A 26,780-nucleotide genomic window follows, 5' to 3' on the forward strand; every position below is an offset into this window, starting at 1 on the left:
CATGTGTTGTTCGCACGCTCGCCTCGACCGCGGTCCCATCAAGATCAAGCCGCAGCGGCAGGGTATTGATGAACAGCCCCATGGCGCGGTCGCCACCCGCACCCCCATGCATGCGGCCGAACAGCACTGTGCCGAACACCACCTGCTCGCGGCCGCTGCTGCGCGCCACCACCTGACCCCAGGCCAGATGGCACAGGCTCGCCAGGCTCACCCCAAGCCGTCGCGCCTGGCTGCGCAGCCGCGCGTTCAGCTGCTGCGGCAGCATCCGCTGCGCCTCGCTGATCCCGCTGCCGTCGCCGCGCACCTCGCGCAAGCCGAACGGCGTGGTCGGCTCGTCGATGTCGGCCAGCCACCCCCGGAAGAACGCTTCATCCGCCTTGGCATCACCGCCGAGATGCGCCTGCGCCACCAGGTTGCGGAACGGCTGTGGCTCGGTCAGCTCATGCGCCCGCCCCTCCAGCTCGGCCCGGACCTCGGCATGCATCACCTCCAGTGTGGTGTGGTCCCCGATCAGATGATGCTGCAGCTCCAACAGCAGCCAGCGCGCGCTGCCGGGCTCGCGCGCGATCACAAACCGCAACAAGGGCGCTTGGCCAAGATCGATGCGGTGCTGGCGCGGATCAAACCGATCCTTAAGCTGCGCGGCGCCAGGACCAGCAGACGCGTCCAGCTCGACCTCGCTCACCTCCAGCGGTGCGTGGCGCCACACCACCTGGGCCGGGCGCGACAGGCCCTCCCAGACGAACGAGGTGCGCAGAATGTCGTGCCGATCCACCACCCGCTGGACCGCGGCAAGATAGCGGTCCAACACGCCACGGTCGGCAAACGCCATCTGCGACACCAGCAGGTACGGATCGCCCTTTGTCGCCAACAGATGATGGAACAGGATGCCGTCCTGCAGCGGCGACAAGCCATAAATGTCCTGGATGTTGCCGACCCCGCCGGGTACTGTGGCGAGGATCCGATCGATCTCGCCCTGCGTCAGCTCGATCAGCGGCAGCATCTCTGGCGTGATCACCGTACTCTGTTCGGTGATCCGGTTGGCCGGGACCGCCACCTCCTGATGACTGCCCAGGCTCACGGCCAGATCGGCCAGCACCGGCCTGGCGAACAGCGTCTGCACGTCAACCCCCAGCGACTGCCGCCGCAGACGCTCCATCAGTTGCACCGCCACCAGCGAGTGCCCGCCGAGTGCAAAGAAGTTGTCGTGGCGTCCGACCCGCTCAACACCCAGAAGCTCCGCCCAGATCTCGGCCAGCGCCGTCTCGATCTCGCCTTGCGGCGGCTCATAGGCGCGATGCGCATACGCCTCATCATCCGGCGCCGGCAGCGCCTTGCGGTCGAGCTTGCCGTTCACCGTCAGCGGCAGCGCCGCCAGCCGGACGAACGCCGATGGCACCATGTAGTCCGGCAGGTGCGCACTTAGGTGGGCGCGCAAGGCGCCGGCAAGCTCGCTTCCATCCAGCCCGTTCGAAGCTGCTTCCGGCGCGCACACCACATAGCCGACAAGACGCTTCTCGCCGCCGGGGCTCTCGTGCGCCACCACCACCGCCTCGCGCACCAACGCGTGCTCGCAAAGCCGCGCCGCGATCTCCCCCGGCTCGATCCGGAAGCCGCGGATCTTCACCTGGTCGTCGTTGCGGCCCAAAAACTCCAGATTGCCGTCCGGCAGATAGCGCGCCAGATCGCCGGTCTTGTACAGCCGGTCGCCGTCCACAAAGGGACTGGCGATGAACCGCTCCGCGGTCAGCTCGGGCCGGTTCAGGTAGCCCCGCGCCACCCCCGCCCCGCCGACGTAGAGCTCTCCCACCGCGCCAAACGGAACCGGCGCACCATGACCGTCAAGCAGATAGACCACCGAATTCCGGATTGGTCGTCCCAGTGGCACCCGTTGCTGGCCATCGAAGCCAGCAGGCACCGGGTAGCAGAGACTGAAGGTGGTGTTCTCTGTCGGGCCGTAGCCATTTGAGATCCGCAGCGTCGGATGTCGCTTCTGACATGCTCTGATGGAAGTGATTGAGACCTCTTCGCCCCCGACCAGCAGTTGCTGCAGCCCACTGGTGCTCCGCCCCTCCCCGACATAGACGTCGAACAACCGCGCAGTCATCCAAGCGATGGTGATGCCTTGGTCTTGGATGATCCGGGCCAGCGTTGCCGTCGAGAGATAGCGTTCAGGATAGAGCACAACACTGGCGCCGTTCGCGAAGGCTCCCCAGACTTCGAACGTGGTCGCATCGAATGTCGGCGAGGAAGCGTTGAGAAAAACGTCCTGCGGCGAGATCTCGACGAAATCGTTCCCCGCCACCAGACGCACCACTCCGCGATGCTCGACCATGACCCCCTTGGGGGTGCCTGTTGATCCCGAGGTGTAGATCACATAAGCGAGATGGCGTGAGGTGAGGCCAAGCGCGCGTGGGTCCGGATCCGACGCCGGCAGATTTACCCATTCCGGCGTCGCCGCCAGATCCACCACCGTCAGATCGAGTAGCGCATCGTCGCCCAGCGCCGATCGCCCCGCCGCATCGGCCAGCAGCACTCGCGGCGCCGCATCGTCGAGAATCTGCCGCAGCCGCGCCGGCGGATAGGCCGGGTCCAGCGGCAGATAGGCGCCCCCCGCTTTGAGGATCGCCAAAAGCCCGACCACCATCGCCACGCTGCGCGCAACGCAGATCGCCACCGGCTGGTCCAGCTTCACCCCGAGCCCGATCAGATGATGCGCCAGGCGGTTGGCCCGCGCATTGAGCTCGCGATAGCTTAGCCGCTCCTCCTCATGGACCACCGCCACCGCGTCCGGCGCACGGCGAACCTGTGCCTCGAACAGCTCGTGGATGCACAGGTCCGACGGATAGGCCGATGCCGTCCGGTTCAGCTCCTCCAGCAGATACGCGCGCTCAGCGGATGACAAGAGTTCAATCCGCCCCACCGGCTGCCGCGGATCAACCTTCACAGCACCCAACAAATTTTGCAAATGCTCGGTCATACGGTCGATCTGCTTGGGCTCCAAGCGACTTGCATCAAAGTGCCATCGAAAGCTCCCATCTCGAGCGCAAACCTCAAATGTTAACGCCTCACCAGGCAGGGCTGCCTCAGAAGTCGGGCTCGAAGCTAGGTCACCAGTGGCAGACTCCCCACTTACAGTAACCATCACGCCAACCGGCCAGGGGCGGCGCAATCGTAACGCCTCCATACCGAGCAACGTGGGGCAGCGCGCGATAAGATCCCGCGCGAAGCTATCCTGCTCCTTCAGCTGAGCGAATTCGGCCGCGACCGCCGTGCGCGCCTCTGCAAAATCATTGTCGAGATCGATGGTAATTGCCATCGGCACAACAGAAGCGACAAGCACCTCGAGCGCTTTCAAGCCCGCTCGCGATCCACTGGGTGCGGGAGTCCATCCCAATTGAAGCTCTACTTCTCCCGTGATGCGGGCTAGGTAGATCAGCCAAGCCGTTAGCAAGAATTCCGTGCGATCACTGGGAGACAACTCAGCCAAAGCACCTGGAATTCGCCACGAACTCGACTGCCATTGAGGTGCAGCCAAAGCTACTGAAGACGACAAAACAGAAAGCTGGGATGTTTTGAACTGCTCAAGCCGCCGTCGCCAAAAACTCTCACGATGCGCCAAAATTTCATGCGCAACCGTTATGCTCCGCGCCTCGTCATCGCTCAGAATCGGGAGGCGGTCGCCTACATGGGAATCAGAACGCCTCGCGAGTGCCTGCGCGTCCAGAGCCTTACCATCCAAGCTGCTAAACCAAACATCAACATCCTCTGTCCCTGTCGCCACACGCCAGTGGCTGGGGTGGATCTCAACTAGAGACCCCGCAGCAAAGCCCGAGCGCCGAGCCGTCACCTCCAAGCGCCTGACGGCGACAACGTCATCGCCAACGAGAGCCTTGGACAACCCCACTGGATTGGCATGATACGGGCCAAAGTCTAAGGCGCGCGTCATCGCTTCCAGATCTTGTGCGGATCGATCCCATCGCAGACAGCCCGCAGCATCTGGGCGTCGACCTCTCGGGAAAAACCTTCGGTCCGTTAGCGCTTGCGGAGGAGCACTAAGCTCTCCATTTGTTAAGCCAGTTAGAAGCTCGCGGAAGCCATCGATAGCAGCCTCATAACATTTGAGGTTCAGCGTCAGCGCCGTATCGCTCGTCGCAGTCAACACTTGGCGTTGGACGACCAGCTCACCAGTATCAACACCGTGATCGATACGATGCCACGTGATGCTATGTTCGGTCTCTCGGGCAAGAAGCGCCGAAGACGTCGCATGAGTTCCAGCATATCGCGGTAACGGACCGTCGTGGTAATTGAAAGCGCCTCTACGCGCTTGCCCAAACACATCTGCTGGCAATATGAACGGATTGGCAACGGAAAATATCCACTCGACTGGCTCGGCGTTGAGCAGCGCAGATAGCTCTTCAATGCTCGTCACACACAAGATATCGGCGAGAGCGGCCCAATCGCGGAATATGGCGTCGGCACACAGCGCCGCCCGGATCACGTGGCCCATCTCCATCACTAGCTGAGCACATCTAATAGCTAGCGTACCACCACCAACAAAGATGCAAGAGCCAACCGGCGAGGCCGCAGGTTGTTGCACATCCCAATCGCCCAATTCGGAATTCGACGAGGGCAAGATTCTCACCTCGTAATTTTCGTGCTCCGCATCCACGACAAAGCCCCCGCGTGTGCCACGAGTGCGGCAATCCACTTCCATAGTCCAGCGCTTAAGAACCCAAGCCGAGATAGTCCGCACAGGAGCTCGGAGAATCTGCGACAATCAGCGATTGGCCAACCGTCGTAACGGATCACCCCGCATTTCAAGCAATCGACGTGCCAATGACGTTCTGCGAGCGTTTCCTGAAGAAACAACGCGCGCCTCGCTCGGAATGCTGCCGTCGGACTTGGGACATCGACGTCCTGAACCAGACCAGCTCAGCACAACAATACAGACGTCAATGGCGACGATCAGCGCATGGGCGTCCGCAAAGGTCATCGAAAGCTCTGCAACAGCCGCCGTCATCACCGCACGTACAGCAGAATCTCCTTGGTACTTACGTTAAGTAACGGACGCGCCAATGATCTTCTGCGAGCTCATTCTGAAGAAAACAATTCGCTTCTCGCCGGGTCGGCAGAATTTTGCCGTCATGCCGTCGCGCTTGGGACATTAACGTCTTTGAACCGAACAGAGCTCAACACAACAGCACGCGCCGTCAACAGCGACGACCACTCAAAAGATCGATTGCCCGCAATCGCCTTCGAGCCAGAATGCTCGCCGCTGCTTTCTCCAGGTGGTCTGCTCGTCGAGTGAGAGAGTGTCGTGCGACAGGGATTCCGCTCGATGTTGCAAAGTTCGCCACGGATCGCGTTTTCGCAGACTGGCCGGTGCTCGGCACTAAGTAGCGCTTTCGCTTAATGCCCGCCGACTTCCGCTGGCACGGCCCTTGCTCGTGAGGCGACGAAAGCGACGAAGAACGGGTCCGCGGCGAATGTCGCAACCACAATTGACTCCTGATCTCTCACATCGGCGCATGCTGTTGACTTTTGGGTGCAGCGGCTTGGATGTGACTTCCGTGATTGAGGCACTCAGTCGAGACTGTGTCATTTTGATTCGTAACGTCTCACCGAGCGAGGCGGACGGCCTCGTATATCAAATTGCCGGTGAACTAGGATTGCAAAAAAAGCTAGAGCTGGAGGCCGGCTTTTCCGATTTTCTTGGTCACCGACGACGGATCAACAAATACTTCATGAGCGTTAATTCCCGGGATGATTATCAGTTTGTCACCCCGCATTCCGAAGGAGATAGGATATCTAATATGCAGTTGTCGTGCTTTTATTGTTTCGAGAATAGTAAAGACGGAGGAGAAACAATCTTATTGAACATCGACGACACAAGTGAAGCATGGGCACTTTTACGGGAAAAAACGACAAAAATACTACCCGGATCAACACCATTGTCTCGGGGCATGATCACTCGTGCGAAAGCACTTTATCGTCTGAGCTCGCCGGATGACTATTTGGTACCAGATGACCAAATAGTTGCCGAGGTGAAATCCGAGATCCCGGGCCTTTTGCTGGCGATTGTTATGGCAAGGCCGAAAAGAAGCTTTTCCGTTCTCCTAGGCCGCGATGTGAATGTTCTTTGGGATAACATTGGTAGTGTTGACCAAAGCTGTCTTCACTTTTTTGTTCGGATGTTGCAGGAGCGCGAACTTCTCAAGGCCCCACCGGACGGTTTTGAGTTGCACCAACTGGACCCCGTTAATGCAGGACGGAGCTGGTGTTCAGGCGCTGATTACGAGAAACTTTTTTGTGACGAGATTATTCTCAAGTTGAAACCAGGGGACCTTGTTATTCTGAACAACCTAACTTGGGCCCATGCGGTGAACAATTGGACATCGGGACCGGGCACACGAAGGATAGCCGTAGCATTGGCCTAGCCTAGTACCCACTTTTCCTGAAAATTGAGTCGCGCTTCAAGGGTGCATGAGCAGCATCCCTGAAGCGACAGCGACGCGCCGAGCCCGAAGGCTCGGCGCGCTCGAAGCAGGCGGAACACCGGATGCGCCAGCGGGCGCGGATCGTGGTGATGGCAGCGGACGGTGTGGCCACGCGCGCGATTGGCCGTGCGGTCGGCTGCACGACCGGCACGGCCTCGAATTGGCGAGTGCGCTACGCCTAGCGGCGGCTAGGCGGCCTCGACGAGACCGGCGATCGGGGCGCCGAGCCAAAGTACACCGCAGCGCCCGATAAGCGCATTCTGAGGCTGTTGGATCAATCGCCGCCAACAGGCTATGCCCGCTGGTCTGGACCACTGCTGGCCGCGGCGCTCGGCGATGTCGATGTGCAGCATGTCTGGCGCTTCCTGCGCGCCCCATCTTGTCGGACGAAATTCGCGGTGCGAGAGCAACGATCCGGAATTCGCTGCAAAGGCTGCTGACGTGGTTGGGCTGTACATGGCGCCGCCTGTCATCTGTCTCGATGAAAAGCTCTCGATCCCGGCACTGGAGCGTGCGCAGGGCTATCTGAAGTTCTCCAACGGCCGGGCTGACCCGCTGACCGGCCATAGCCGCGACTAGAGCGGTAGCCGATCAGGTTGCAAATAGCCGGCGGCAGCAAAATAGTTTGAGGATTCCGTTGGTGTATAGGTGCGATGATGCGTCCGATAGCGTCCCAGAGGCCGCCGACAGTGCGTTCGGCGGCCCTTCGCAAATTTGCTTTGAGCTTGGCGAAGGCGTTCTCGATCGGGTTGAGGTCGGGGCTATAGGGCGGAAGGTAGAGGAGCGTCGCGCCGGCAGCCTCGATCATCTCACGTATGCGCGGCCCTTTGTGGCTGGAGAGGTTGTCCATGATAACGATGGCGTCGGCTGGAAGCTCTGGGACGAGCACCTTTCCGACATAGGTCTCGAAGGCATCGCGGTTGATGGGACCATCAAGCACCCACTTCGCGATGATGCCGCGCATGGTGAGAGCGGCCACGCAGGTTGTCGTTTTCCAATGGCCGTGAGGAACGCTGGCCCGCAGGCGTTCGCCGCGCTGGCAGCGACCATGCGTTCGCGCCATGTTGGTCGATGCCCAGGTCTCGTCAATGAAGACGAGCCGATCCCGGTCGAGCTTGCCCTGGCCTTCACGCCAAGCCTCGCGTCGGGTCAAGACGTCCGGGCGATCTTGCTCTGTGGCATGGGCGGTCTTTTTTTACGCGTGATCTTGTGGCGCTCGAAGAAGCGGCGGATCGTGCCATAGCCGAACGACAGGCCTTTTTTGCTCAAGCCATCACGCAATTCCTCGATGGTGATATCGGGCGTTGCCTTCAGCAAAGCCATGATCGTCGCCCGATGGGCATCAATCCGATGCGATTTGCGATCTCCGCCCTGAGCTCTCGGCTGCGCATCGCCTTGTTCCCGCTCGCGCGTTCGCCAGCGGCTCACGCTCGCTGCACTTACCCCAAATCGCTCGGCAGCCTGCCGGCCCGAAACGCCGCTCGCAATACAGGCAAGCACACGTTCGCGAAGATCCATCGACAGCGGTTTGGCCATGCCCGCCGGCCTCCAGCCCCGGCGAACAGCTTGAATCACCAAAACGCTGATTTGTGAATCCCCGACGATTCAATCGGATCGGCCAACGCTCTAGGGCGCTGGCGGAGTTCATGTCTAGGACCGTCCGGGCGTTCCCTATTCGCTGGCACGTCAGACCCCAATACAGTGCGACTTGCTCGGAGCCAGAAGCATCCACAGAAGACAGACGCCTCCACGCCCGGCGAGATCATCCCGGAATGGTGGCGAAATCATCTCGCAGGCCGCAGCGCGTCGGTACACGCGCGGGAGATCGTCGGAATTCGCAGTTTCGCTGCCATGGGATGTTGGGGGCATCGAAACGAAGAACTCGGGGACTCCCAGCGCAAGCGCGTTCTTCAGTCACTTTGAGGGTGATAGATGAGATAAACGACGTGGCCGGATCCCAAGATCGCGTTACTTTGCCTGCTCCTCAACTCGGCCGTGTAGAGCTCACCGTTTATGGTGAACTCTATCCGCCGGTTCTGCGGGGTCGGAAGTAGGTTCCACGTGTTCAGTATGTACAACATGCCGCTGTGCGAGACCTCTCGGCCCCGCCCTTGATTGTCCCAGCGGCTGTGGTTCCAATCGTCGCCGAGAAAAGGTCCGATATCCGGTAAGTCCGCTCGGCAGCCATAGGCCCCTGATGATCCGGGAGACGACGAGCCGGCGCCCCGCACCGGCTGAGTATGGTCACTCAACTCGGACCGTGTGATTGGATTGAGATCAACCAGTGATTCAACACTGCCATAAACGTCTGAGGGAGCGCTGGCTGACGACGATGACGCAGGCTCCTGGAGCGGCTGACGGGATCTTTGGACTTCACTCATCTGGCTAGCGCGCGGGTGATGGATGAGTTGAACGTCGCTGCGTCCTCCCGGTCCCAACGTGGCCGAGTAAAGCTGACGCTCGATGGTGAACTGTGTTGGGCCGAACTGATTCGGCAAGAGACCGACGTTACCGAGTATGTCGATCAGGGCGTCCGAGGCAGGTTGGGAACGGTGGCTCCAGTTGTCGACCATATGTCCGATTTCCGCTAGCTCTTGAGGGGGCAATGATGGCCCGATGAACGACGGTGGTCTGGCGATACCACGCGCCGGCGCAGAGTGCGCATCGTCACGCAACTCAGACACTGTGGGCGCATTCGGATCAGGCACTGGCTCAAGGCCGCCGTAGATATTTGACGGCGCAGCCCTGGCAGACGACGATGGCTCGGGTTGTTGCACCTGTTCCCTAAGCCAGTCCCAATAGCTGGGCTGCGAGCCACGGTACGGCGTGGACGATGTCGGAGTGGGTTCTTGCATCTGCTCTCTGAACCAATCCCAAGCTCCCGTGCTCGGGGTAGCCGGCGTTGCCGGAAGCTCCTGATACGAACTGGGCTGCAGGCCACGGTGTGGTGTGGACGATGGAGTGGGTTCTTGCATCACTTCCGTAAACAAATCCCACGCTCCCGCGCTCGGGGTGGCTGGCGTTGCCGGAAGCTCCTGATACGAGCTGGGCTGCAGGCCAGGGTGTGGTGTGGACGATGGAGTGGGTTCTTGCATCTGCTCTCTGAACCAATCCCAAGCTCCCGTGCTCGGGGTAGCCGGCGTTGCCGGAAGCTCCTGATACGAGCTGGGCTGCAGGCCACGGTGTGGTGTGGACGATGGAGTGGGTTCTTGCATCACTTCCGTAAACAAATCCCACGCTCCCGCGCTCGGGGTGGCTGGCGTTGCCGGAAGCTCCTGATACGAGCTGGGCTGCAAGCCACGGTGTGGTGCGGACGATGACGGAGCTGGTTCTTGCATCACGTCCCTAAACCAATCCCACGCTCCCTCGCTCGGGGTAGCGGGCGTTGCCGCAAGCTCATCAAGCGAACTCGGCTGCGGAGCGCCTTGCCCGGCGAGCGAGCCCGCTTGTTCCGGTGGACCCAACCCCAGCGCTCGGTTCGCCTCGACAGCTTGTTGATATTGCCGGAGCCTTGGCAACGCCGTCCTGAGAAGATTGCGCAAGCGAACGTCATCGCCCGCAAACTCGTCGGCCTCGGCACGTAAAGCCTCTAGATTCTCAACTCGACCGGTGATTGAGGCCTTCTGTGTCGCCTGAAGCCAGGCGCTGAACTGGCGAAGTGCCCACAGGTTCACGCCGATTTTCGGGGCCACCTCGTTGAAGCCGAGAAAAAGCGCCTCGTCATCCGCGCTGGGGGAAACTTCCTGAGGCGGGAACGGCTGCGGCGCGTTGGCGCGTTGTCGGTAGTCCTGAAGAAGATTCCACGCGCGTGGAAACTCTCTAAGATACGAGCCCTTCCCAGAGTTAATATAGCGGTCTCGCTCCTCGGGGCCAGCCTGAGTAATGCTCACCCCGCGCTTGTTGAGCCACCTACCGAAGCTGTTAAGAGCCCTACGGTACTCCTGCATGGTTACCGCCGCAAAGCCGCGCTTAACGCCATCGTCACACGCAGCGTTGATGAGCGCCTCGTCCTCGGGGACAAGAGCCTCGACCCGCGGGCCGCCCCGCGGCAACGTCATCACCGACGCTCCGACTGCGGTGACGGGAGCCTCAACCGGCCGGCCGCCCCGCGTCAACGTTGTCACCGGCGCTCCGACTGTGAATTGCTCGAGCCTTGTCAACGCTGCCTCGATACGAGCGGCCAAGCGAACATCATTGGCCGCAAACTCGTTCCCCTCGGCACGCAATGCCTGAAGATTCTCTAGTTGGCTGCTGATTGGTGGCTTCTGCTTCGCCTGACGCCAGGCGCTGAAGTTGCGCAGTACCTCTAGATCCCTTCGGATCGTGCGATCGCTTGGTCCGCTTTTCTTGGCTTCCTCGCGGATCGTGCCATCGCTGGCTCGGCTTTTCTTTGATGCCTCGCGGAATCTAGAAAAAAGCTCCTCGTCCGGGCCATCGTTCTCGCGGCTTCGCTTGGACGGCACTTCAGTCGAACGGCCGAAGGGAGTATGGGGTATGTCTACGCTTTGGCGCGTGTTGCTGAATGAGTGGCCCTGAATGGGCGGCACCTGCATCGAACCGCCGACATCAGTGCGCCGATTCGCTTCACCTCCGTCTGCGGTTTGCCCATCAGGCGAACCCGCTTCTGCGGAGCTCTCATAAAACGCACTGTGCTGCAGCTCGCTCAGCTGCTGCTCAAACCTCGCTTGCTGGCTCGTATTGCCTGGTTCTTGCTCCTGCTGCTGCAGCGGGGCGTTGTACGCCTGAAACTCACCAGGGCTGAATGGGTTGATGTTGTTGCGGTCCACTCTAATCGTCCTTGAGAATGTCGATTGTGCGCAAATCCGCCAGCTCAGCTCGGACGTGTGCACGGCTCAAGGCGAGGGAGGTTTCAACAGCAAATCTCGTTGTCCAATCGAAAACAGCAACAACAAGAAATTGGCGCAGCTGCAAGCCGCGATCCTCCGATTACATCGAGCCCATCCGACTACACGGAGAACCGCGCGCTGCCACGTCCATTCCATTTGCGCTCACTAGGCCGCCTCGCCCTCGAGGTTCCGGTTCTCATTTTAGGATGGTTAGCTTTCTAGAAGCTGACGAGTTCTCAGGATGATTCAATTGTGCGGTTCTGCTTCGTCTGTACTGAAGAGCGGTGACAGCGAAAGGCATAACGGTACCCGCGACGAGCCAATGCTACTCGACGATGGGCCAATGCGCGATTATCTCGCCTGGCGACATATCTATGACGGGAGCTCGCTTTATCGATCAAGCTCCATCACCAATGGGCGCACCAAGTAAGTGTCGCGTCCTTGGACGCACCAAAGGCGATCTTTAGCTAGCGGAACGGCACCTCGACATTGTTTGCCGCTTTTGAGGTCGCCACCGGCAAGTTGACGGCCGCTCACAAGACGCGCCGGCGACGCGACCCGAGCGAATTCAACGGAAACCGGATCTCGGCCGTGTGGCGACAGAGGGATCAAAACCTCCGCGACCGCACTCGAGCAATACGCCCGCCAAGTCGAGTCGGCCGTACTTGTGATCCGCCGCTATTCGGTCGATCGCTCACGACATTCGCCCTGCCTCACTGCGGTCGAGCCGCGGCGCTTGCACTGCCCTGAATGTCACCTCAAAAGACGATGACGGCGTGCGCTCCGGCTGCGTGATCACGTCAACCTCACGCGACGTGACGTTATCAGTCCATCGGCCAAGCCTTGCCAGGCTGGTCCGGGCGCGGTCAGTCGCCGGCCTCTGAATGAACAAATCTGTCCACAGCATGGCGTCTCAGATAATGTAGCCGCCTGGCGAGCGATCACCGCGCGAAGTAGGCGATTTCCTGTGGCCTGCGCCACGTACGCATCCTGTCAGAATACAAGCGCGCTTCATGTCTGAAACTCGCCTCCAACTGACTTCGAAAGCCACATTGCGCCAAAGGACGCGAGCGTGCCCCTTCTACAGTGCTGGCCCAAATCCTGCACCGCCTCTCCGCGTCAGGGCGGCGGCAGCAAGATGGGAGTCGTGTTTGGGCCTCGATCTGTCGATCGACAATGTGGTTGCCGCACCGGAGGTCGTCCGTCTGGACCACGCTGGGGGACGGAAGACGCTCCTGCTTGCCACGGCCTCGCGCGGCTGACGGTTGCTTGCTCACCCTGAAGAGAGGCGTCAATACATGGTCGATGAATTGGATCTGCGAACCTTCACGCCACATCCGCAACGCGAGGCCGTGCTCGGCGAAGTCCACGCGCGCCCTTTCACGCGCCTTGTTTCGCCATTCAGCGTGATCCACTTGGCTTTTCTTGCGCAGGGTGAGGCGGCCACAAGCGATCGCTGCCGTTTTATCGATTTTTGCCTCGAGCGCAATCTTCCGCCGCCTGAGCAATCGGCGAAACTTCATCAGATTGTCATCGGGCCCGCTACGCTACGCTGGGAGCAGCATTCGGAATTCACAACATTCACCTGGATCTGGAGTAACACAAATGGTTCTCCCGCAGACCGATTTGACGAAGTTGATGGTACCGTCCTATCGCTGATCCGCGCGTTGCGTCAGACCGGACAGTTGCTAGTCGCGATCAGGCTAGAAGTGGAGCAGGACTCCTCGCCGACCAGGCGCGCCGAACAGGTTTTTGACAAGAACAGTCTGGCTATGGTTGCCACAAAGAGCGGCGCAGGCGTTGCCGCTTCAGACTTCCGCGTAGACGAAAAAGGCTTTACGAAAATCCTCGTCTGCGACCTCGGATTGACGTCGCACGATCTCGGAGCGCTGGTGCAACGGCTCCTGGAGATCGAGACCTACCGTCCACTGGCGCTGCTTGGCCTGTCGGCGGCCCTTGAGCTTGCACCTTCCGTTGATCGCATCGACCGCCGTCTTGTTGAGGCGCTCGAAAAAATGCAAAGCAGTGAGGGGCTGCAGTTCAACAACCATCTGCTTGCCGAGCTGACGGCGCTGGCGGCCTCCTTCGAAAAAGGCGCGACCGGCAGCCTGTTTCGCTTCGGCGCCAGCAGGGCCTACAACGAGCTGGTCCAATCGCGACTGTCCATCATTGAAGGCAACGATGTCTCGGGTTATCCAACCTGGTCGTCGTTTCTGGCGCGCCGCATGGCGCCCGCAATGCGAACCTGCGCGACCGTAGAGGATCGTCAGGCGGCTCTGTCGGTCAAGCTCGCGCGTGCCGCCGATCTGTTGCGAACCCGTGTCGACGTCGAAATCGAACGACAGCATCGTGACCTGTTGCAGGCTATCAACGAGCGCGCGAGACAGCAACTTCGGCTGCAGTGCACGGTCGAAGGATTGTCGGTTGGGGCGATAGGATATTATGTGGTCAGCTTATTTAGCTATCTTGCCAAGGGCGCGCATGATGTCGGACTGCGAGTAGAGCCCTCGTTCCTGACCGCAGCCTTCGTGCCGATCGCAATCGGCGTGATCTGGCTGGTGAGTTACAATGTCCGAAAGCGACACCTCAAGCACGACGACACGCCCTCGGTTGCTTGCGACTGAAGCTCCTTGAGGGAATCAGTGCGTCCATCCTGCGAAGCTCGCATGGTCGTGGTGCGACGCTGCCGCAAGATCGCGGCCGGCTCCTGCGCACCCACCATCCTGACCAGCGGCACGCACGATCTCCTGCTTAGCAACACGGTACGCGTTCATCGCAAGCTGCGGCAAAGCCATGTGGAGGCGCAGCTACAGGTCTTCGAAGGATAAAGATGCGCGGCTAGCACGTGATGCGGCGCGGCTGCGCGTGAAAGGCGATCGCAGCACCACCGGCGTGGACATAGTGCAGGAGACGCGCAATGCCAGGCGACGCGTTCCTCCTCGCGCGGGTGAAGCGTCCGGGGCCGGTGGTAGCCTAGAAAATGTCCTCCACGGATGCGGGAAACCGGTCGAACAGCCTTTCCGCAAGACCGTGTAGCTGCGCCAAACCGTTATTGGTCAGCGGCTCGAACCATTCGAGATAACGGCGCATCTGGCGCCGGGTCGAATACACCTCAAAGGAATCGGCGCCCGCGATATCGGTCAGCCGGTCCTGATGCTCGAGCGCCAGCTTTTCGATCCCCCCGGCGGCGGGAGCTATTTCGAGGCTCACCGCAGGAAGGATCTCGGGGAGCAGTGAGAGCAGGTAGAGCTCGAGCAGGTTCCCATGCGCCCAGCTGCGCGTCTTGTTCGAGCCGGTATTGAGGTCATAGAGCGACAAGAGCCGGGCCATCGTCCAAAGGGCCTGGGGGTTCTTCTCCTGTCGTCCGGCAATAGCATCGGGGGTGGCGGCGGACTGGTTCGCGAGTTCCGGGACGCGTTGAAGGACGAGATCGAGCGAGAGGTATTGAACGACCGCCCAGTGATTGGCGCGATCGAGCATGAACGAATTCCAGTAACAATCGCGAGCCTCGACCAGCAGCTTGCCGGATTCCGATCGGTATTCCTCCTGCTTGTCGCCGAAGTCGACGTGCCGGCTCGCGGCATACAGGATCTCCGCCTGGCGCTTGTCGCTGCTCGCCAGCAATCCGTAGATGCGCGCCTGCTGGTCGGGAATGCACGTCAACAGGGCCTTCAGCCGCTGCCGCGACCTTTCGATTCTCGTGTTGGCGGTCTTGAACACTTCGGTGCTCTCAGCCGTAGCGCTCCACTGCCTGGTTTTCCTGCCGATCCGGTCCGACAACCGGCGAGTCAATTCGTCGGCATAATTCATTGCGGCGTTGATGCTGCGCATGGCGCTTTCGATCTGAACGCCGGACAGCTCCTGCTCGAACCTCGGTGGCAGCGACGCGTAGACCGTCAGGGCCGCCCAATCGTGCCGTTCGCGAAATTGGCTGTAGAGCCGGCGGCGCAGATCATAGACCAGCGTGCGCGGGTCCTCGCCCCAAAGCAGCCCTTCATACAGCACCTCGACCAGACGTACCGAGCCGTCGAACGACAGCGGGAACTGCCCCGCCACGACCATCCCGATCCCGGCTTCGTGCAGGGCGTGCGCAACGCTCGAGCCGGCGCCGGCGACAGACCCGACATTGGCCGAATCGCAGCTTGCCAGCGTGACGACCGCGGGCTTTGCCAGCTTGCGCCCCCAGTTCTCGCTTGCGGCGCACAGCGCGGCAGCCAGACGCGTCCCGCTCACATAGTCCAGCCGGTTTGGGTCGCGCGCGTCGTGCAGCGCAACGTAGTAGCGGTAATCATGCGCCTCAGGCCGCTTGATACCATGCGCCAGAATATGGACATGCGTGAAGTTGCCGGTGGCGCAATGCTTTTCGATCGCCTCGACCGAGGCATCGGGTAGGAAAGTTAGATGCTCGCCGACCGCCTCGGCCCGCTTCTGGCTGTTGGCCGGATCGAAATATTTCACCCATGGCTGGATCAGTTTGCGCAACGCGAGCAGGTGCGATTGCACCGGGATCTCACCCACCTGCGGCGGCGCCGCCGCGGCGAACAGGATGCGCGGCCGGTCGGGCCAGCGAAGCTCGTCCTCGGGCGAGCGCCGGATCTCCCGGGTCAGGCAAACCGGCGTCTCCGACTGCAGCAGGAGATATTGTCCGGCGCCGGGGCAACCGGCGGGAGACAGCGCCAGTTCGAACGGAAGCAGCGCTAGTTCGGACGCCGAAATGATCAGCCTTAGATGGGTGAGCGTTTCGCCTGGCTGCCCTCGTCGGTTGGCTTCCGCCGTCAGTCCCGGAATTTTCCCAAGCATCTCGCCTATGACCGCGGCGGTGTCCCGAAGCTGGAACAGGCGTGATTGCTCCTGCAACTGATAACCCAGTGCATCCAGGCGATGCAGAAACTGATTGTGCTCGAACGGCACATGAAGCGTCTCGGCACCGTGATTCTCGCACAGCGCCAGATAGGGAGTGAGTGGCGAGAGCAGCTGATTGTGTGCCGGCCCATGCCGGAGCAATTCCAGGGTGATCGTACGCATGGCGCCCTATCCCGCCGGCTTGGTGAAATTTGCGTTCGGCATTGCCACGAGCCCAGCCGCATCGTCCCAATGCATCAGCTCTCCCTTCGTCCCCGCGGGGGTCGAGCGGATCGCTACGACGGTGCGCCGCTTGAGGATCAGGCCGGGGAATGTGTCGAGGGCCGCCATCGATCCGGCGGCGAACACGTCATAGACCTGCGAGAACTTATCCGCGCTGGCGAGGACGTCGGCCTCTAGCCGGATGAGACGAGCCCATGTGCCGCTGTTGAAGTACCAGCCTCCGGATTGGTTCCGTTTCAGCGCCCGTTCCAGGTGGGTATGACCGGTCAGGAGAAAATCGACATCGGCACCAACCTGCTTGTCGAACTGCTGGAACGTATCGTCCGTCTGCTTGAAATCGAAGCTGCGGTCCTTCTGCAGGCCGTCCAGCCCTTTACGCAGCGATTCGCGCACGTCACTTCCGAACACGAAGCTGGTGATGGCGCCTCCGATTCCCAGATATTGGCCGCGCTGATCCAGCGGCACCAGCGAGATCGGCTCGACGCCCTCCGCCAGTTGCAGCTCGACGGCATCGAGCAGCTGCTCGCGACTGATGCGTGGCGTCGTAGGCAGGGTTCGTAGCGGGGTCAACTGTTCTGGTCCTCCCTCCTCCTGCTCATCAGCGCCGAGCAGTCCGACGGAACGGCGGACTTTGTCGAGACCGAGATGGAAGGCGGCCGGCAATGCGGCAAAGATGCGACTGCGCTGCTCCGGAGCGATCGCCACCAGGGTCGGGATGACGCCCTCGAGCTCGGGCTTAAGCAGATCGACGAACGGGAATTTCTGCTTGATGCTGTTCATGACATCGACGACGAGCTGAGTGCCGGCATTCGGCACCCAGGTCTCGACCGGACGTCCCTGCTGAACGTCGCGGCCATAGCGGCGGATGGTCTCGTGATCGGCGATATTCCAGGTATCGACCTCGTTGCCGTGCACGCACAGTACGCGGGCATTTCCGATCCGGCAGAGAAAGCCGGTGCCGTCGAACGCCAGTGTCAGGCGCGCGCGTGCACGCTCGTCAGCGCCGGTCAGCAGCTCGGTGAGGTGATCGCGCACCCAGGGCAACGCCAGCTCAAGGTCGTGATTGCCGAGTGTAATCGCGAGATGGCGGCCCTTGGTCCGCACAAACTTAGTGAGCGCAGTCCAGCCGGGTGCGAAGGCCGCGTCGCCGACGATCCGGTCGAGCTTGCGCACAGCGCCGGCCGGATCGAACGCGACGGCGTCCGGCTCAGCGAGAAAGTCGACCAGATCGCCATTGATGACCAGAGCCACGCTGGCGGCAGGCAATGTCCGGACATGCTCGATGAAAGCCGCGAGCGCGTCGCCAGAATTGAAGATCTGGAAGCCGGTCCGGCCACCCATATGCAGATCGGAGATCGAATAAAGCTCGTCGAACTCCGCGAGTTGCTCCGGTGCCAAGTGAACACTGGCCGCCATCCGACACTCCATCCTCGGCTGCCCATCCGGTCGCAACAGCCAGAAGTTGATCGCCCTCAAGTCTGCGTTCCGTGACCTTGAAGGTCAACATCAATTATAGGCGGCGCGCGCGTTCGGCCCTTTTCTGACCTGGACTGTGGCCCATTTCGGCGCATGGCCTTCGAAGAAGGCCCCCCGGCGCCAAGGTAGCGCGCGAGCCGCTCGCGTCGAGCGCGCGTGCCGGAAAAACTGCCCAATCCAGGCATTGCGAATGGGACGGCCGTGGTCAGGATAGAGGACATTCCACGTGAGGTGGTCACCAAATTCCTTCCAGTATTTTGCTGGACTGGGATTGGCCTCATGTTGCTTCACGAACCAAACGTACCAGCGACCTGCAAGCGCTATAGCGTTGAGACGGGTGAGGTTGACCTTCGCCATTCTTCTGCGCTCGAAGCGCCGCGATGCGCGTTTCACTCTCGGCCAACCACTCGCCATGCTGGGTCTTCGCAAAGGGGGCTGGAGTGCCTTCCGGGATGCGGAGTTGCGCTTCCCGTCGAACCTTGTAGAGGCGCGCGTACTCATCACGGACGTCGGCTGGGATGCTCTTGCGAGCAATGAAGCCGCCACCTTTCGCTCCAACTAGACCGACCATACGCAATGCCAATTGTAGCGCCTTTTGTATTTTGCAAGGCGCAAAAACGTCAGGTCTGTCAGCAAGATACTGGAACTGCAGGGTGATAACTGTGGTACAGTTGGGTGGGCTCGAACCACCGACCTCCTGTTCCACAGATAGGATCACGCTGAGTCCGACGCAAAACGAGTACAACGGCCCATTTTGGATTATTCGAACCTGAGGCCAAATAATCGCCGATACTTCGCAGACAATAATTTGCTAGTAATTTCAACAAACTAAATGGCGAGCCCGGAACGATTCGAACGTCCGACGTAGTTTCAAGGCCTTGAAGACGGACAAAACGACCGAATTGGCTGGCTCTGGGTGGAGAGCTCTTTGACATTCGATGCAGGACATCTACGTGAGCAGCAAGACTACCCAAAGCGCGTTCAATACACCCCCTATCTGGTGCTGCTCTGCGCGCATCCCCTGGCGGACGCACCGGGATCAGCCAAAAAGCCGAGCCTATCGGCAGGGCCGCACCTAATTGTCCAGTTCGCCGCCGGGTTCGCAACACCATGCGTCTTGAGATCTTCGCCAGGTCCGTGACGAAACCTGTCGCCGTTAACGTGCGCGGCGGCAGCTTTCAAAAGTGCCATGATCGAGGCGAAAACGCTAGGCTGCATCCGGGTTAACAGGATTATCGACGCTTCGCGATTTGGGCGGTCGTGCGTTGCGTCTTGAATTGTTTGGCGCAGAGTTGTGCTGGCGTTCATCGATCGATGATGAGACCGCTCGACACTCAAGCCTCCGCTCCAGATCAGCCAATCCTGCCTTACATTCGGCGACAACCGATTGGGCGCGAAGCAGCTTGACCTTGAGCTCGTCCTTTTGCCTGAGTATTTTCTCAAGATCCCAATCGTTCTGCATTGACTCATTGACCATCTGCAAGCACCGATGCAAGGCCGGCTCTTAGCTTTAAGAACGCAGGCTCCGCATGTCGCAGATGCCCCACCCTGAGCCATGGGCTAAAGCGATCTAACGATCGTCCCTGAGGACGCCTTTACGCTCGCGTTCTTGTTGAGAACCACCCATTCGTTGCAAGCCCCCTTACAAGACAATCAGCTTCTGCCCGGCAAACCGGAGCGCGATCCGAAGATGGCAGAGTTCGCAAGGCATGCGCCCGGTTTGGAAAGCGCATCATGGGACCTCTGCCATGATCAAGCGGGCAAGCTTCGTCTGAATACGTCAGCCGGATGCTGAACGAGCATCATAGTCACAAGTGGTTTCGTCACATCTTCAAGCAACCGGCATGCCAATGCCCGTTGAGCGTATTTATGAAGAAACGATGTCGGTTTTCCCGCAGCACGTAGTTGCAGGCGGTGCTGTTGTCGCGCTTGAAACAAACGACGTCTTGAACGAGACAGCCAAAGCCGCAAACACGAGCGTCCGCGCGCAATTTCTAATGAAACTCTGGCAGGACTGGATCGAGTTCTTCCTGCTCGAGCGTCTTGGCTCCATCTTTCGCCAGGTACGCTGCCAGAGCTGCGATACCGGAGTCCGGTGGACATCGAGCGGGTGCCGATTTTTTGAACGGCACTTGTCCCAACCGCTCGGCAAGTTCGACGCTCATGAGGTGCGGACGGATCGGTCGATCGACGGCGCGCTCGATGGTGTGTAAGATCCAGGTGCCGTCCGGATCGATGTCCGACCAATGAAAGATCGGCGTCTGTTCGGATACCAATCCTGCGATCGTCCGCAGCGCCCGCTGGGTGGCAAGCGAGGGGTACCCGCCGACATACATGGTCGTTCCTAATCGGCCGGGGTCCGCCTCGGCGATGTGCCGGTTGAAGCTTGCGAAGTTTTCGATCGTTAGAACGTAGGCCGGCGGCTCCCGGAAGCGGACGCGATCTGCTTCCTTGGGAGTGATTCCGAGATACAGCGGAGAGATTCCGGAGAGGTCGGCTCCATCGAGGTCGATCTTGCCCGCGATCAGCAGCGGTGGCGCGAAGCGCTCAAGGCCGATTGCCCGGAGCGCCTCGCGTGGCCGCGCGCCGGGCGGAAACTCCAGGATGCCGCTCAGGAGCCGCACGACCGCGCCTTCGATCCGTTCGAGCGTTTTGCTGTGCCCCACCGTTCGTCTCGAGAAGGTCTTGTAGTCGACGCCAAGGTGCTTGTTGGCCAGGATGGCCTGGGCGAGAACGAACGCATCGCGCAGTGTCTCGACATCGGACGAAGCGAACCCGTGCCACGTTTTCCCCCGCCCCCATATCTCGGCGACCTGGGAAGCGCTGTTCTTCAGAGAGTCGTGCATCACCGACCCGGCGACAAGCCGCACGGCGGCGTCCTCGGCGATGCGCGACGCCGGAGTACGGTGGAGATATCGGTATAGGATGTCCGCCGAGGCCAGCCGCACATGTGCCACTTGGTCGCGCATGGGGCCGCGCCCCCAACCAAGGGAGACCGCGCCGGCACTTTCGGCTTCCCTGATCTGTTTCAGGAAGGCGTCCGCCGCGACTACTGATAGGAACGCGGGGTAGTCCGGGTGGGCGATCGGGCTTGCGGCCCCGGCCTCGAAGCGGTTGAGCAGGTCGTTCAGCAGGCCGATCGCATCCGTGAAACGCCGAGCCATGGCTACTCGGCGGCCAGACGGCTGGCGAGCTCATCTTCGGACATCAGGTCCGGATCGATGGCCATCAGCTCGCGCTTGGCCTTCTCTTTCAGTTCCACCACAGTAGCCCTGGACTGCTCGCCGATCCGGTCCACCTCCACGATGGTGTCCATGTGCTCGAGCACGGCGACGCGCTTCTCGAACGGCGCCGCGATCACGAACTGCAGGCCGAGGTTTTTGTAAAAGCTCATCATCTGCCGCTGGTTCTTGCCGTCCATCTTGGAGAAGGCCTCGTCGAACATGGCGAGGGCGAAGCCGGCGGGCTTGCCGGCACGGCGTTCCGCGCTGCCGTAGACGGCGGCCAGCGAAGCGCCGATGGCAACGTAGATGGGCACCTGCTGTTCGGCGCCAGACCCGGTGCCGCGCCGCTGCTCCCAGCGGGTCGAGCGGCCGGTGGCAACATCCTCCATGTGGATCTCGAAGGTGTAGAAGTTGCGGTAATCCTCGAACTGGGTGAAATCCTTGTCGGGATCCTCGAGCAGTGCCTCGAGTGCGATGATCGTATCCTTGTGCGGGAAGTCATCGGGCACGTCGCCCCGGAACAGCATATCGAGCGCCTCCGGAGAGGTTTTGGCGATCTCGATGATCTTCAGAATGGGCTGGAATTCCACCATTTGGGTGCGATGGAACGAATATCGCTCGTTATGGAAGGGATGTGCGTAGAGGCTACGGTTCAACGATTGCAGCTCCCGCTCCATCTTTCCGATCCGGGCCGTGAGCGCGTTGATGAACTCGCCGCGCAGCAGGGTAGAGGCCTTTTCCGCCGCTTCCCGCGCCTGCCTTTCGTACTGGCGCAACTCATTGGATTCGATATCCGAGATGAGCTGCTCCATCCATGGCTTCACCTCCCGCAGCGGCTCGCTTTCCGCGCCGACCTGCGAACTCATCCCGAACTGGTCGAAATAATCGTAAAGAAGCTCGCGGATCCGTCGCTCGATCCGGGCGCGCTCGCTGTCGGACGCGTTCGCATCCTTCAAGGCCTTCTCGGCGATGGCCCGGTGTTTCTCCGCGAAGCCTTTTTGGACTGCGGCATCGAGGCGGTCGCGGTAGACGGCCCTGCCTTTCGCGGTGGAGTAGAGTGGGAAGAACTTGCCGTATATCGACCGGGCGACCCTGAGGTTGAGTTCGGAGCCGGGCACGTTCTCGCCCTCTCCGAGCCTCCTCTCCGCCGACCTGACCTCGCCGTCATGCTCGCCGAACGCCTTCTGCTGTGTCTTTCTCTCCTCCAGCCTCTTCTCCTTCAGCTTTTGCTGCGCCCTCTTTTTGTCGCGAAGCCCGCCGTCCCCCGCACCGTCGAGGGCATCGAGCCTGGCCTGAGCTTCAGCGACCTCAATCTGCGCGGCCGCGAAGGTGGCCGCGCAAGCCCCCAGGTCATTGCGTCCCTCGCAGATGTTCTTCAGAGCGGCAAAAGCCTGCTCCGCGGCATGGGCCTCCTTCCCCTTGTCGGTCAGGATCCGACCCAGCTCCTCGGCCTGATCCTGCAGGGATCGCAGGGCGTTCGCCTGCGCTGCCTTTCCAATCTTGTGCTGCGAGGCTTCGATCCAGCGATGCGTCCTGACGAGTCCGTCGTCGTAGAGGCCGTCCTTCATAATCGCCCGGCCGGGCCTGTTGAATTGGTCCAGCGTGTCGGCGAGACGGACATTGCCGTAGCGGCGCATGATGAAGGCCATCGCGTCCGGATCTTGGCTCCGGAAGATCGAGGGGAAAGTGCCGCGCTCCGGCTTGGCCCTGAACTGCTCGAGCTTATTTAGGCTCACGAGCGATGCATGGCGAAACTCGCGGCGACCTTCCTTGAAGATTGACGTGGCGGCGCTGATATCCGCTCTGTCCACGAACACGGCTTCCCGATCGCGGCCGAGGAGCGCCTCGGCGGCTCCCACCCACTCGGGTTCGGCGACTTCGATGATGTCGCAGAGCACGCGCGGGACCATTCCCCTCTGCCGCAGCCTGCGGCAGAGGAGTTCAGTGTCGTCGCCAAGATAGGCGCGCGCCCCTCCAGCGGCGTGCTGTCGGATCCGTTCGAGCACCTCGTCGCGCCGGCCGCGGAGCCCGGAAAGCTCCGCGATAATCGTTTGACGCGCTTCGTCGATCTTCGGCAGCCATTTGGCGCCGCTTGCCGCGAAGAATTTCTCGGCCGCGGAGACCTCGTCGGAGACGCCCCCGATGTCGGCCCCGGCGGTGGCGGTCAGAAGACGCTCAAGCGCAGGAACGAAGTCCTCGAAACCGTCCGCGCACATCGTCCTTAGCGGCTCCAGGAGACGGATGTTCTCCATGCGAGCCTTGAAGTCCGCCGAGGCGCGGTGCGCCGCCTGCCCGGCCACATCGGCGGTCTGTTGCAGGGACTTTCTGCCGGTCTTGGCATCGTGCTCGGCGATCGCGGCCGTGAGACGTTCGATCTCGTTATCGATGGCCTTGACGTCGGCGTCAATGAAGTCGAGTTCTTTTGCTGCGGCGTCCCGGCGCGCCATCTCGGTACGCCGCTTGGTCTTGAAGTCCAAGTTTGTCGCGCGCGCCGCGAGCCAAGTCGCGCGTTTTGCGATCCACTCCTCCCTGAACTTGGTCTCGAGCGCCTCTTCAAGCGCGGCGAGGACGCCCCGAAGCGCCCTCAGGGCTTCGAGTCTGAGGCGCATTTTCCGGATGGTCTCGCTGATGTTGCGGTAGGTCTGGATCGACTCGCGCAGCTCCTTGATGCCGATCGGACTGTCCTCGAGGATGTAGTTGCGCACGAACTGCGTGGCCGTCTGGTTGTGGTCGAGCGTCATCGCGTTGACGATTGATTTCTGCAGGGCGCTGGCGTTCTGCTCGCCATAGGGCGAATGCGGCAGAAGATGGCGCATGTACTCGCGGACGTAGTCGCTCGCCCGGTCGCGATGATTGACGAAGTTGCCTTCGCCGACCGCCGCGACGATCCGGGCGCGCACGTCCTCCCACTGCGCCGGGAATTGCGACTTTCCTCGCTGCTCGATGAAGTCCTTGGAGCTCAGAACGGTCCCGACGGCGACGAACAGTGCCAGTACGGTCTCCCTGCTGTCGGACTTTCTCGCCTCTAGCGCCATGCCGATCGTGACCGGTGGCCGGGCGCCTTCGGTGTCTTCGAACCCTAGCGCGATATAGGTGCGCGCCTCGTCGCGCCGGCGCTGATCTTCGCCGAGCGCCCCAAGGCAGTAGTCGACGACGCTGCGCTTCGAGCCGCTGCGCGACTTTCCGCTGTCGCCGGCGACCGCATTCAGGCGCAGGAACCGCCGGCTGCCGCCGGTGAGTACGACCTGCGCCATATCGAGGATGGTCGATTTGCCGGACCGATTCTCGCCCAGGACGCCGACGTGTCCCGTCACCTCGATGTCGGCGACATCGAACAGGTGCCAGTTCACCATCGTCAGGTGGCGTAGCTCCATCATGCCTCGTCTCCTGCGGGCTGCGGAAACCGCGCCTCCTCGCTACGGACGTAGCGCTCAAGCCGTTGGAGGGCATCGCCGCCACTGATCAGCTTAATCATCGGGCGGATCCTGATCTCGCAGTCCTGCTGCTCGTCGTCAAAATCACCGATCTCGACCAAACTGCGTTGGGCGGCCTCGCGCAGGATGTCCCGGAAGCGGGCGGGCGAGATCGCGCCTCCGCCGCCGTGTTGCGCCATCTCGCGGTAGCGATCGAACAGGTCGTTCAAAGTGGCCACTACGACGGCCCGGTCCTCGACTGCTCCGACGTTCACCTCCTGCTGCCAGTATGCCGCCAGCACGAGCATGACGATGGTTTCGTCGAGCTTCATCCGGGGCAGCGGCACGTCCTCGTCCATGGCGACGATGCCGGCCCACTGCGCCTCCGGATCGCGGTGGACGCGGTATCCGCAACTATCGAAGAAGCCGTCGACTACGTCGCGGAAGCGGCCATCCATGATCGTGTTGTAGACTGTCCCGGTCCGGGGATCTCCCGCGAACACGAACTGCCGCCGTAGCAGGAAGTGCAGCGCCTTGCGGAGGTCGGTCGCCTTTTCCGCGCCGAAGGAGCGCTCGACGTTTTCGAACTCACTGAGCACGGGCTGCCTCTGCCTTCCGGAGGGGGCCGGATCGCCTGACAAGGAAGTTTGCACACCGAAGCCATTCGCTGTCGTGGGGCGGCGTGTCGGGGCACGGTTCGAGTTCAAACCCGGCCGCGACCTGCGCCGGAACCTCGCCCGTCAACGCATATCGGCGGGCGCAATCGAAGGCGAGAAAGTCGTCCACGGTATCGATTTCCATGAAGCGGGCTTCCCTGGTCGCGAATGGCGGCACCTGGCCCTCGAGGAATTGTCTGACATCCTCGGGGCGGGGCGCGATGCGAGCGATGTACTCGAGGCGGAGCTTCTTGCGCAGTTCATACAACGGATCCGAAGGCGGCTCGGCGAGCTCCCTTGCTTCGACAGGACGGCGTGGCTGTCTGGCGGTTGCCTGATGGTGCTCCGACCAGGGGGACCGCAGCGGTTCGATGCTCCATTCGATTGTCGCCTTGTGGTGTCTGCCGTCCCGCAGGAGGGCATCCAGGCGCCGCACCAGGTCGCCGGCCCGGCCAACGAGTCCCTGCCCGCCCCGCTCGGCGTACTTAATGGTGTTGCGGACCCGGGCTTCGAGCTGCCTGCGGAAGGCTTCGATCCTATCGAACATCTCCCCGATCTGATCGAAGATGCTTTCGATGGCCAGCAGGTCGTCGGCCGCGGCCATTCGACCGTCCTCGATGTCGGCTGCCATGCTGGAAGCTGTGTACTCCTCGGCGAGGACCTGCATGGTTTCCGGGGTGTAGGAGATCCTCCGCGCGAGATCGACGATCGCGTCGCGGAAGCGGTACGGATGGTTGACGGTGAGGATGGACTCGAAATCCTTCAGCAGGAGCTGTTCGACGAACTCCTCGAAAAAGGCTTCCAGCCGGGTAGCGACTGTTTTCGACTCCATGACGGTCCGTCGGACGCGCTTCAGGTCGGCCAGAATGGCCCGCAGGCTCTTAGTGAACTGGTCGGCCTGATTGCGCGCCTCGCGGACGGCGAGCGCAGCTTCGCGCTGCTTGCGGTCGGTGATCTCAGGCCTCAGTTTTTCGACGGCCTCCAGGTTGAGGCGGATTTGCACGATCAAGCCGCCGAATCGCTGCGAGAGATCCTTGTTGAGGCTCGCGAGCCGCTGGATCACGAGCAGCGGTCCCATAGCCATGTCCACGGTAACGCGAAGCCCGTATTCCTCCTCTTCAAGCCATCCCCAGGCGAGCAGCCGGGCGTACAGTTGTCGGGCAAGACCGAGCGCCTTGTCGCCCCTCTCGGAAGCGAGTGCGACGTCGGCCTTCCGCATCCGGCGGCGTCCCGCGGAAATCATTTCCGGCAGGCTGCCGAAATCGTCGCCCTCGTTCCAGAGGACGGGGTTGGCGCGCATGACGTCGTAGATGGCGTGGACCACCTGCTGCGGCGTCGGGAACGACGGCGCGCCTGAAAAGAAGCGTTCGTGTAGATCGAGCAGACACGCTGCGTACAGGTGCTTGTGATCGCGCGAAAAAGCTAAAAAGGCGTCGTCATGCAAATGGCGAAACAAGGTCAACGACGCGGCTCCTGGGCCCGACTTCATCCTGAGTTGGCGACGCTAAACGCGTGATGTGCCGGACAACATTGTTATTGAGAGTGGGCCTTGAAAATACAACCAGAAGATCTGTTCTTA

The 26,780-nt window shown here is 61.3% G+C and carries 13 protein-coding genes and 4 pseudogenes; 6 read left to right on the forward strand and 11 right to left on the reverse strand.

Going from position 1 to position 26,780, the window contains the following annotated elements:
- Positions 1-2,980 (reverse strand): non-ribosomal peptide synthetase (locus tag HZZ13_RS23205; RefSeq protein WP_246504527.1); only part of this gene is annotated, 2,980 nt, incomplete at its 3' end.
- A gap of 1,137 nt (positions 2,981-4,117) precedes the next feature.
- A pseudogene (locus tag HZZ13_RS37655) lies at positions 4,118-4,717 on the reverse strand (formyltransferase family protein); the annotation flags it as partial.
- Between the two features lie 258 nt (positions 4,718-4,975).
- Here HZZ13_RS37655 and HZZ13_RS23210 point away from each other — a divergent pair.
- From HZZ13_RS23210 to HZZ13_RS36915, 3 genes and pseudogenes are all read left to right on the forward strand, one after another.
- Positions 4,976-5,311 carry a hypothetical protein gene (locus tag HZZ13_RS23210; protein WP_197961848.1) on the forward strand — a complete coding sequence of 112 codons (336 nt, stop codon included), beginning with the start codon at positions 4,976-4,978 and terminating at the stop codon, positions 5,309-5,311.
- Positions 5,312-5,573: 262 nt separating this feature from the next.
- Positions 5,574-6,440: a hypothetical protein gene (locus tag HZZ13_RS23215; RefSeq protein WP_197961849.1), complete on the forward strand. Its 867-nt coding sequence runs from the start codon at positions 5,574-5,576 to the stop codon at positions 6,438-6,440.
- A 59-nt stretch (positions 6,441-6,499) separates the two neighbouring features.
- Positions 6,500-7,076, forward strand: a pseudogene (locus tag HZZ13_RS36915) (helix-turn-helix domain-containing protein); the annotation flags it as partial.
- Here the strand turns inward: HZZ13_RS36915 and HZZ13_RS23235 are convergent.
- Both HZZ13_RS23235 and HZZ13_RS23240 read right to left on the reverse strand, forming a co-directional pair.
- Positions 7,076-8,036, reverse strand: a pseudogene (locus tag HZZ13_RS23235) (IS630 family transposase). The pseudogenes HZZ13_RS36915 and HZZ13_RS23235 sit on opposite strands and share 1 nt — an antisense overlap.
- A gap of 374 nt (positions 8,037-8,410) precedes the next feature.
- Entirely contained in the window at positions 8,411-11,287 is a 2,877-nt protein-coding gene (locus tag HZZ13_RS23240; protein WP_197961853.1) for a hypothetical protein, read from the reverse strand.
- A gap of 1,358 nt (positions 11,288-12,645) precedes the next feature.
- Here HZZ13_RS23240 and HZZ13_RS23245 point away from each other — a divergent pair.
- Positions 12,646-13,971, forward strand: a complete 1,326-nt coding sequence (locus tag HZZ13_RS23245; protein WP_197961854.1) for a DUF3422 family protein — start codon at positions 12,646-12,648, stop codon at positions 13,969-13,971.
- Positions 13,972-14,061: 90 nt separating this feature from the next.
- Positions 14,062-14,172, forward strand: a pseudogene (locus tag HZZ13_RS23250) (alpha/beta hydrolase); the annotation flags it as partial.
- A gap of 148 nt (positions 14,173-14,320) precedes the next feature.
- Here the strand turns inward: HZZ13_RS23250 and HZZ13_RS23255 are convergent.
- Genes HZZ13_RS23255 through HZZ13_RS23265 form a run of 3 tightly spaced genes read right to left on the reverse strand, consistent with a single transcriptional unit; the run spans position 14,321 to position 18,265 of the window.
- Positions 14,321-16,372, reverse strand: coding sequence for a CHAT domain-containing protein (locus HZZ13_RS23255; protein ID WP_197961855.1), 2,052 nt, complete (start codon positions 16,370-16,372; stop codon positions 14,321-14,323).
- 6 nt (positions 16,373-16,378) lie between these two features.
- Complete coding sequence (locus HZZ13_RS23260; RefSeq protein WP_197961856.1) at positions 16,379-17,908, reverse strand: metallophosphoesterase; 1,530 nt, start codon at positions 17,906-17,908, stop codon at positions 16,379-16,381.
- A gap of 30 nt (positions 17,909-17,938) precedes the next feature.
- Positions 17,939-18,265, reverse strand: a complete 327-nt coding sequence (locus tag HZZ13_RS23265; RefSeq protein ID WP_197961857.1) for a hypothetical protein — start codon at positions 18,263-18,265, stop codon at positions 17,939-17,941.
- On the opposite strand from HZZ13_RS23265, the gene HZZ13_RS23270 reads away from it, so the two are divergent.
- Positions 18,252-18,470, forward strand: a complete 219-nt coding sequence (locus HZZ13_RS23270; protein WP_197961858.1) for a hypothetical protein — start codon at positions 18,252-18,254, stop codon at positions 18,468-18,470. The genes HZZ13_RS23265 and HZZ13_RS23270 overlap by 14 nt on opposite strands.
- Positions 18,471-19,902: 1,432 nt before the next feature.
- On the opposite strand, the gene HZZ13_RS23275 is transcribed toward HZZ13_RS23270, so the two are convergent.
- From HZZ13_RS23275 to HZZ13_RS23290, 4 genes are read right to left on the reverse strand one after another with little or no spacing between them, the layout of a single operon-like run.
- Positions 19,903-21,072, reverse strand: a complete 1,170-nt coding sequence (locus tag HZZ13_RS23275; protein WP_197961859.1) for a Wadjet anti-phage system protein JetD domain-containing protein — start codon at positions 21,070-21,072, stop codon at positions 19,903-19,905.
- A 2-nt stretch (positions 21,073-21,074) separates the two neighbouring features.
- Positions 21,075-24,509 carry an SbcC/MukB-like Walker B domain-containing protein gene (locus tag HZZ13_RS23280; RefSeq protein WP_197961860.1) on the reverse strand — a complete coding sequence of 1,145 codons (3,435 nt, stop codon included), beginning with the start codon at positions 24,507-24,509 and terminating at the stop codon, positions 21,075-21,077.
- Positions 24,506-25,144: a DUF4194 domain-containing protein gene (locus tag HZZ13_RS23285; RefSeq protein ID WP_197961861.1), complete on the reverse strand. Its 639-nt coding sequence runs from the start codon at positions 25,142-25,144 to the stop codon at positions 24,506-24,508. Before HZZ13_RS23285 ends, HZZ13_RS23280 begins: the two co-directional genes overlap by 4 nt.
- On the reverse strand, positions 25,134-26,663 hold the full coding sequence (locus HZZ13_RS23290; RefSeq protein WP_246504528.1) for a Wadjet anti-phage system protein JetA family protein: 1,530 nt from the start codon (positions 26,661-26,663) through the stop codon (positions 25,134-25,136). Before HZZ13_RS23290 ends, HZZ13_RS23285 begins: the two co-directional genes overlap by 11 nt.
- Positions 26,664-26,780 lie beyond the last annotated feature (117 nt).

Source organism: Bradyrhizobium agreste, from assembly GCF_016031625.1.
Lineage (GTDB): Bacteria > Pseudomonadota > Alphaproteobacteria > Rhizobiales > Xanthobacteraceae > Bradyrhizobium > Bradyrhizobium agreste.

Bases quoted from the DNA above. Each gene is read 5' to 3' on its own strand.
- HZZ13_RS23210 (WP_197961848.1), top strand. From the start codon at position 4,976: ATGGGCGTCCGCAAAGGTCATCGAAAGCTCTGCAACAGCCGCCGTCAT.
- HZZ13_RS23245 (WP_197961854.1), top strand. From the start codon at position 12,646: ATGGTCGATGAATTGGATCTGCGAACCTTCACGCCACATCCGCAACGC.
- HZZ13_RS23255 (WP_197961855.1), bottom strand. From the start codon at position 16,372: ATGCGTACGATCACCCTGGAATTGCTCCGGCATGGGCCGGCACACAAT.
- HZZ13_RS23265 (WP_197961857.1), bottom strand. From the start codon at position 18,265: ATGGCGAAGGTCAACCTCACCCGTCTCAACGCTATAGCGCTTGCAGGT.
- HZZ13_RS23275 (WP_197961859.1), bottom strand. From the start codon at position 21,072: ATGGCTCGGCGTTTCACGGATGCGATCGGCCTGCTGAACGACCTGCTC.
- HZZ13_RS23280 (WP_197961860.1), bottom strand. From the start codon at position 24,509: ATGATGGAGCTACGCCACCTGACGATGGTGAACTGGCACCTGTTCGAT.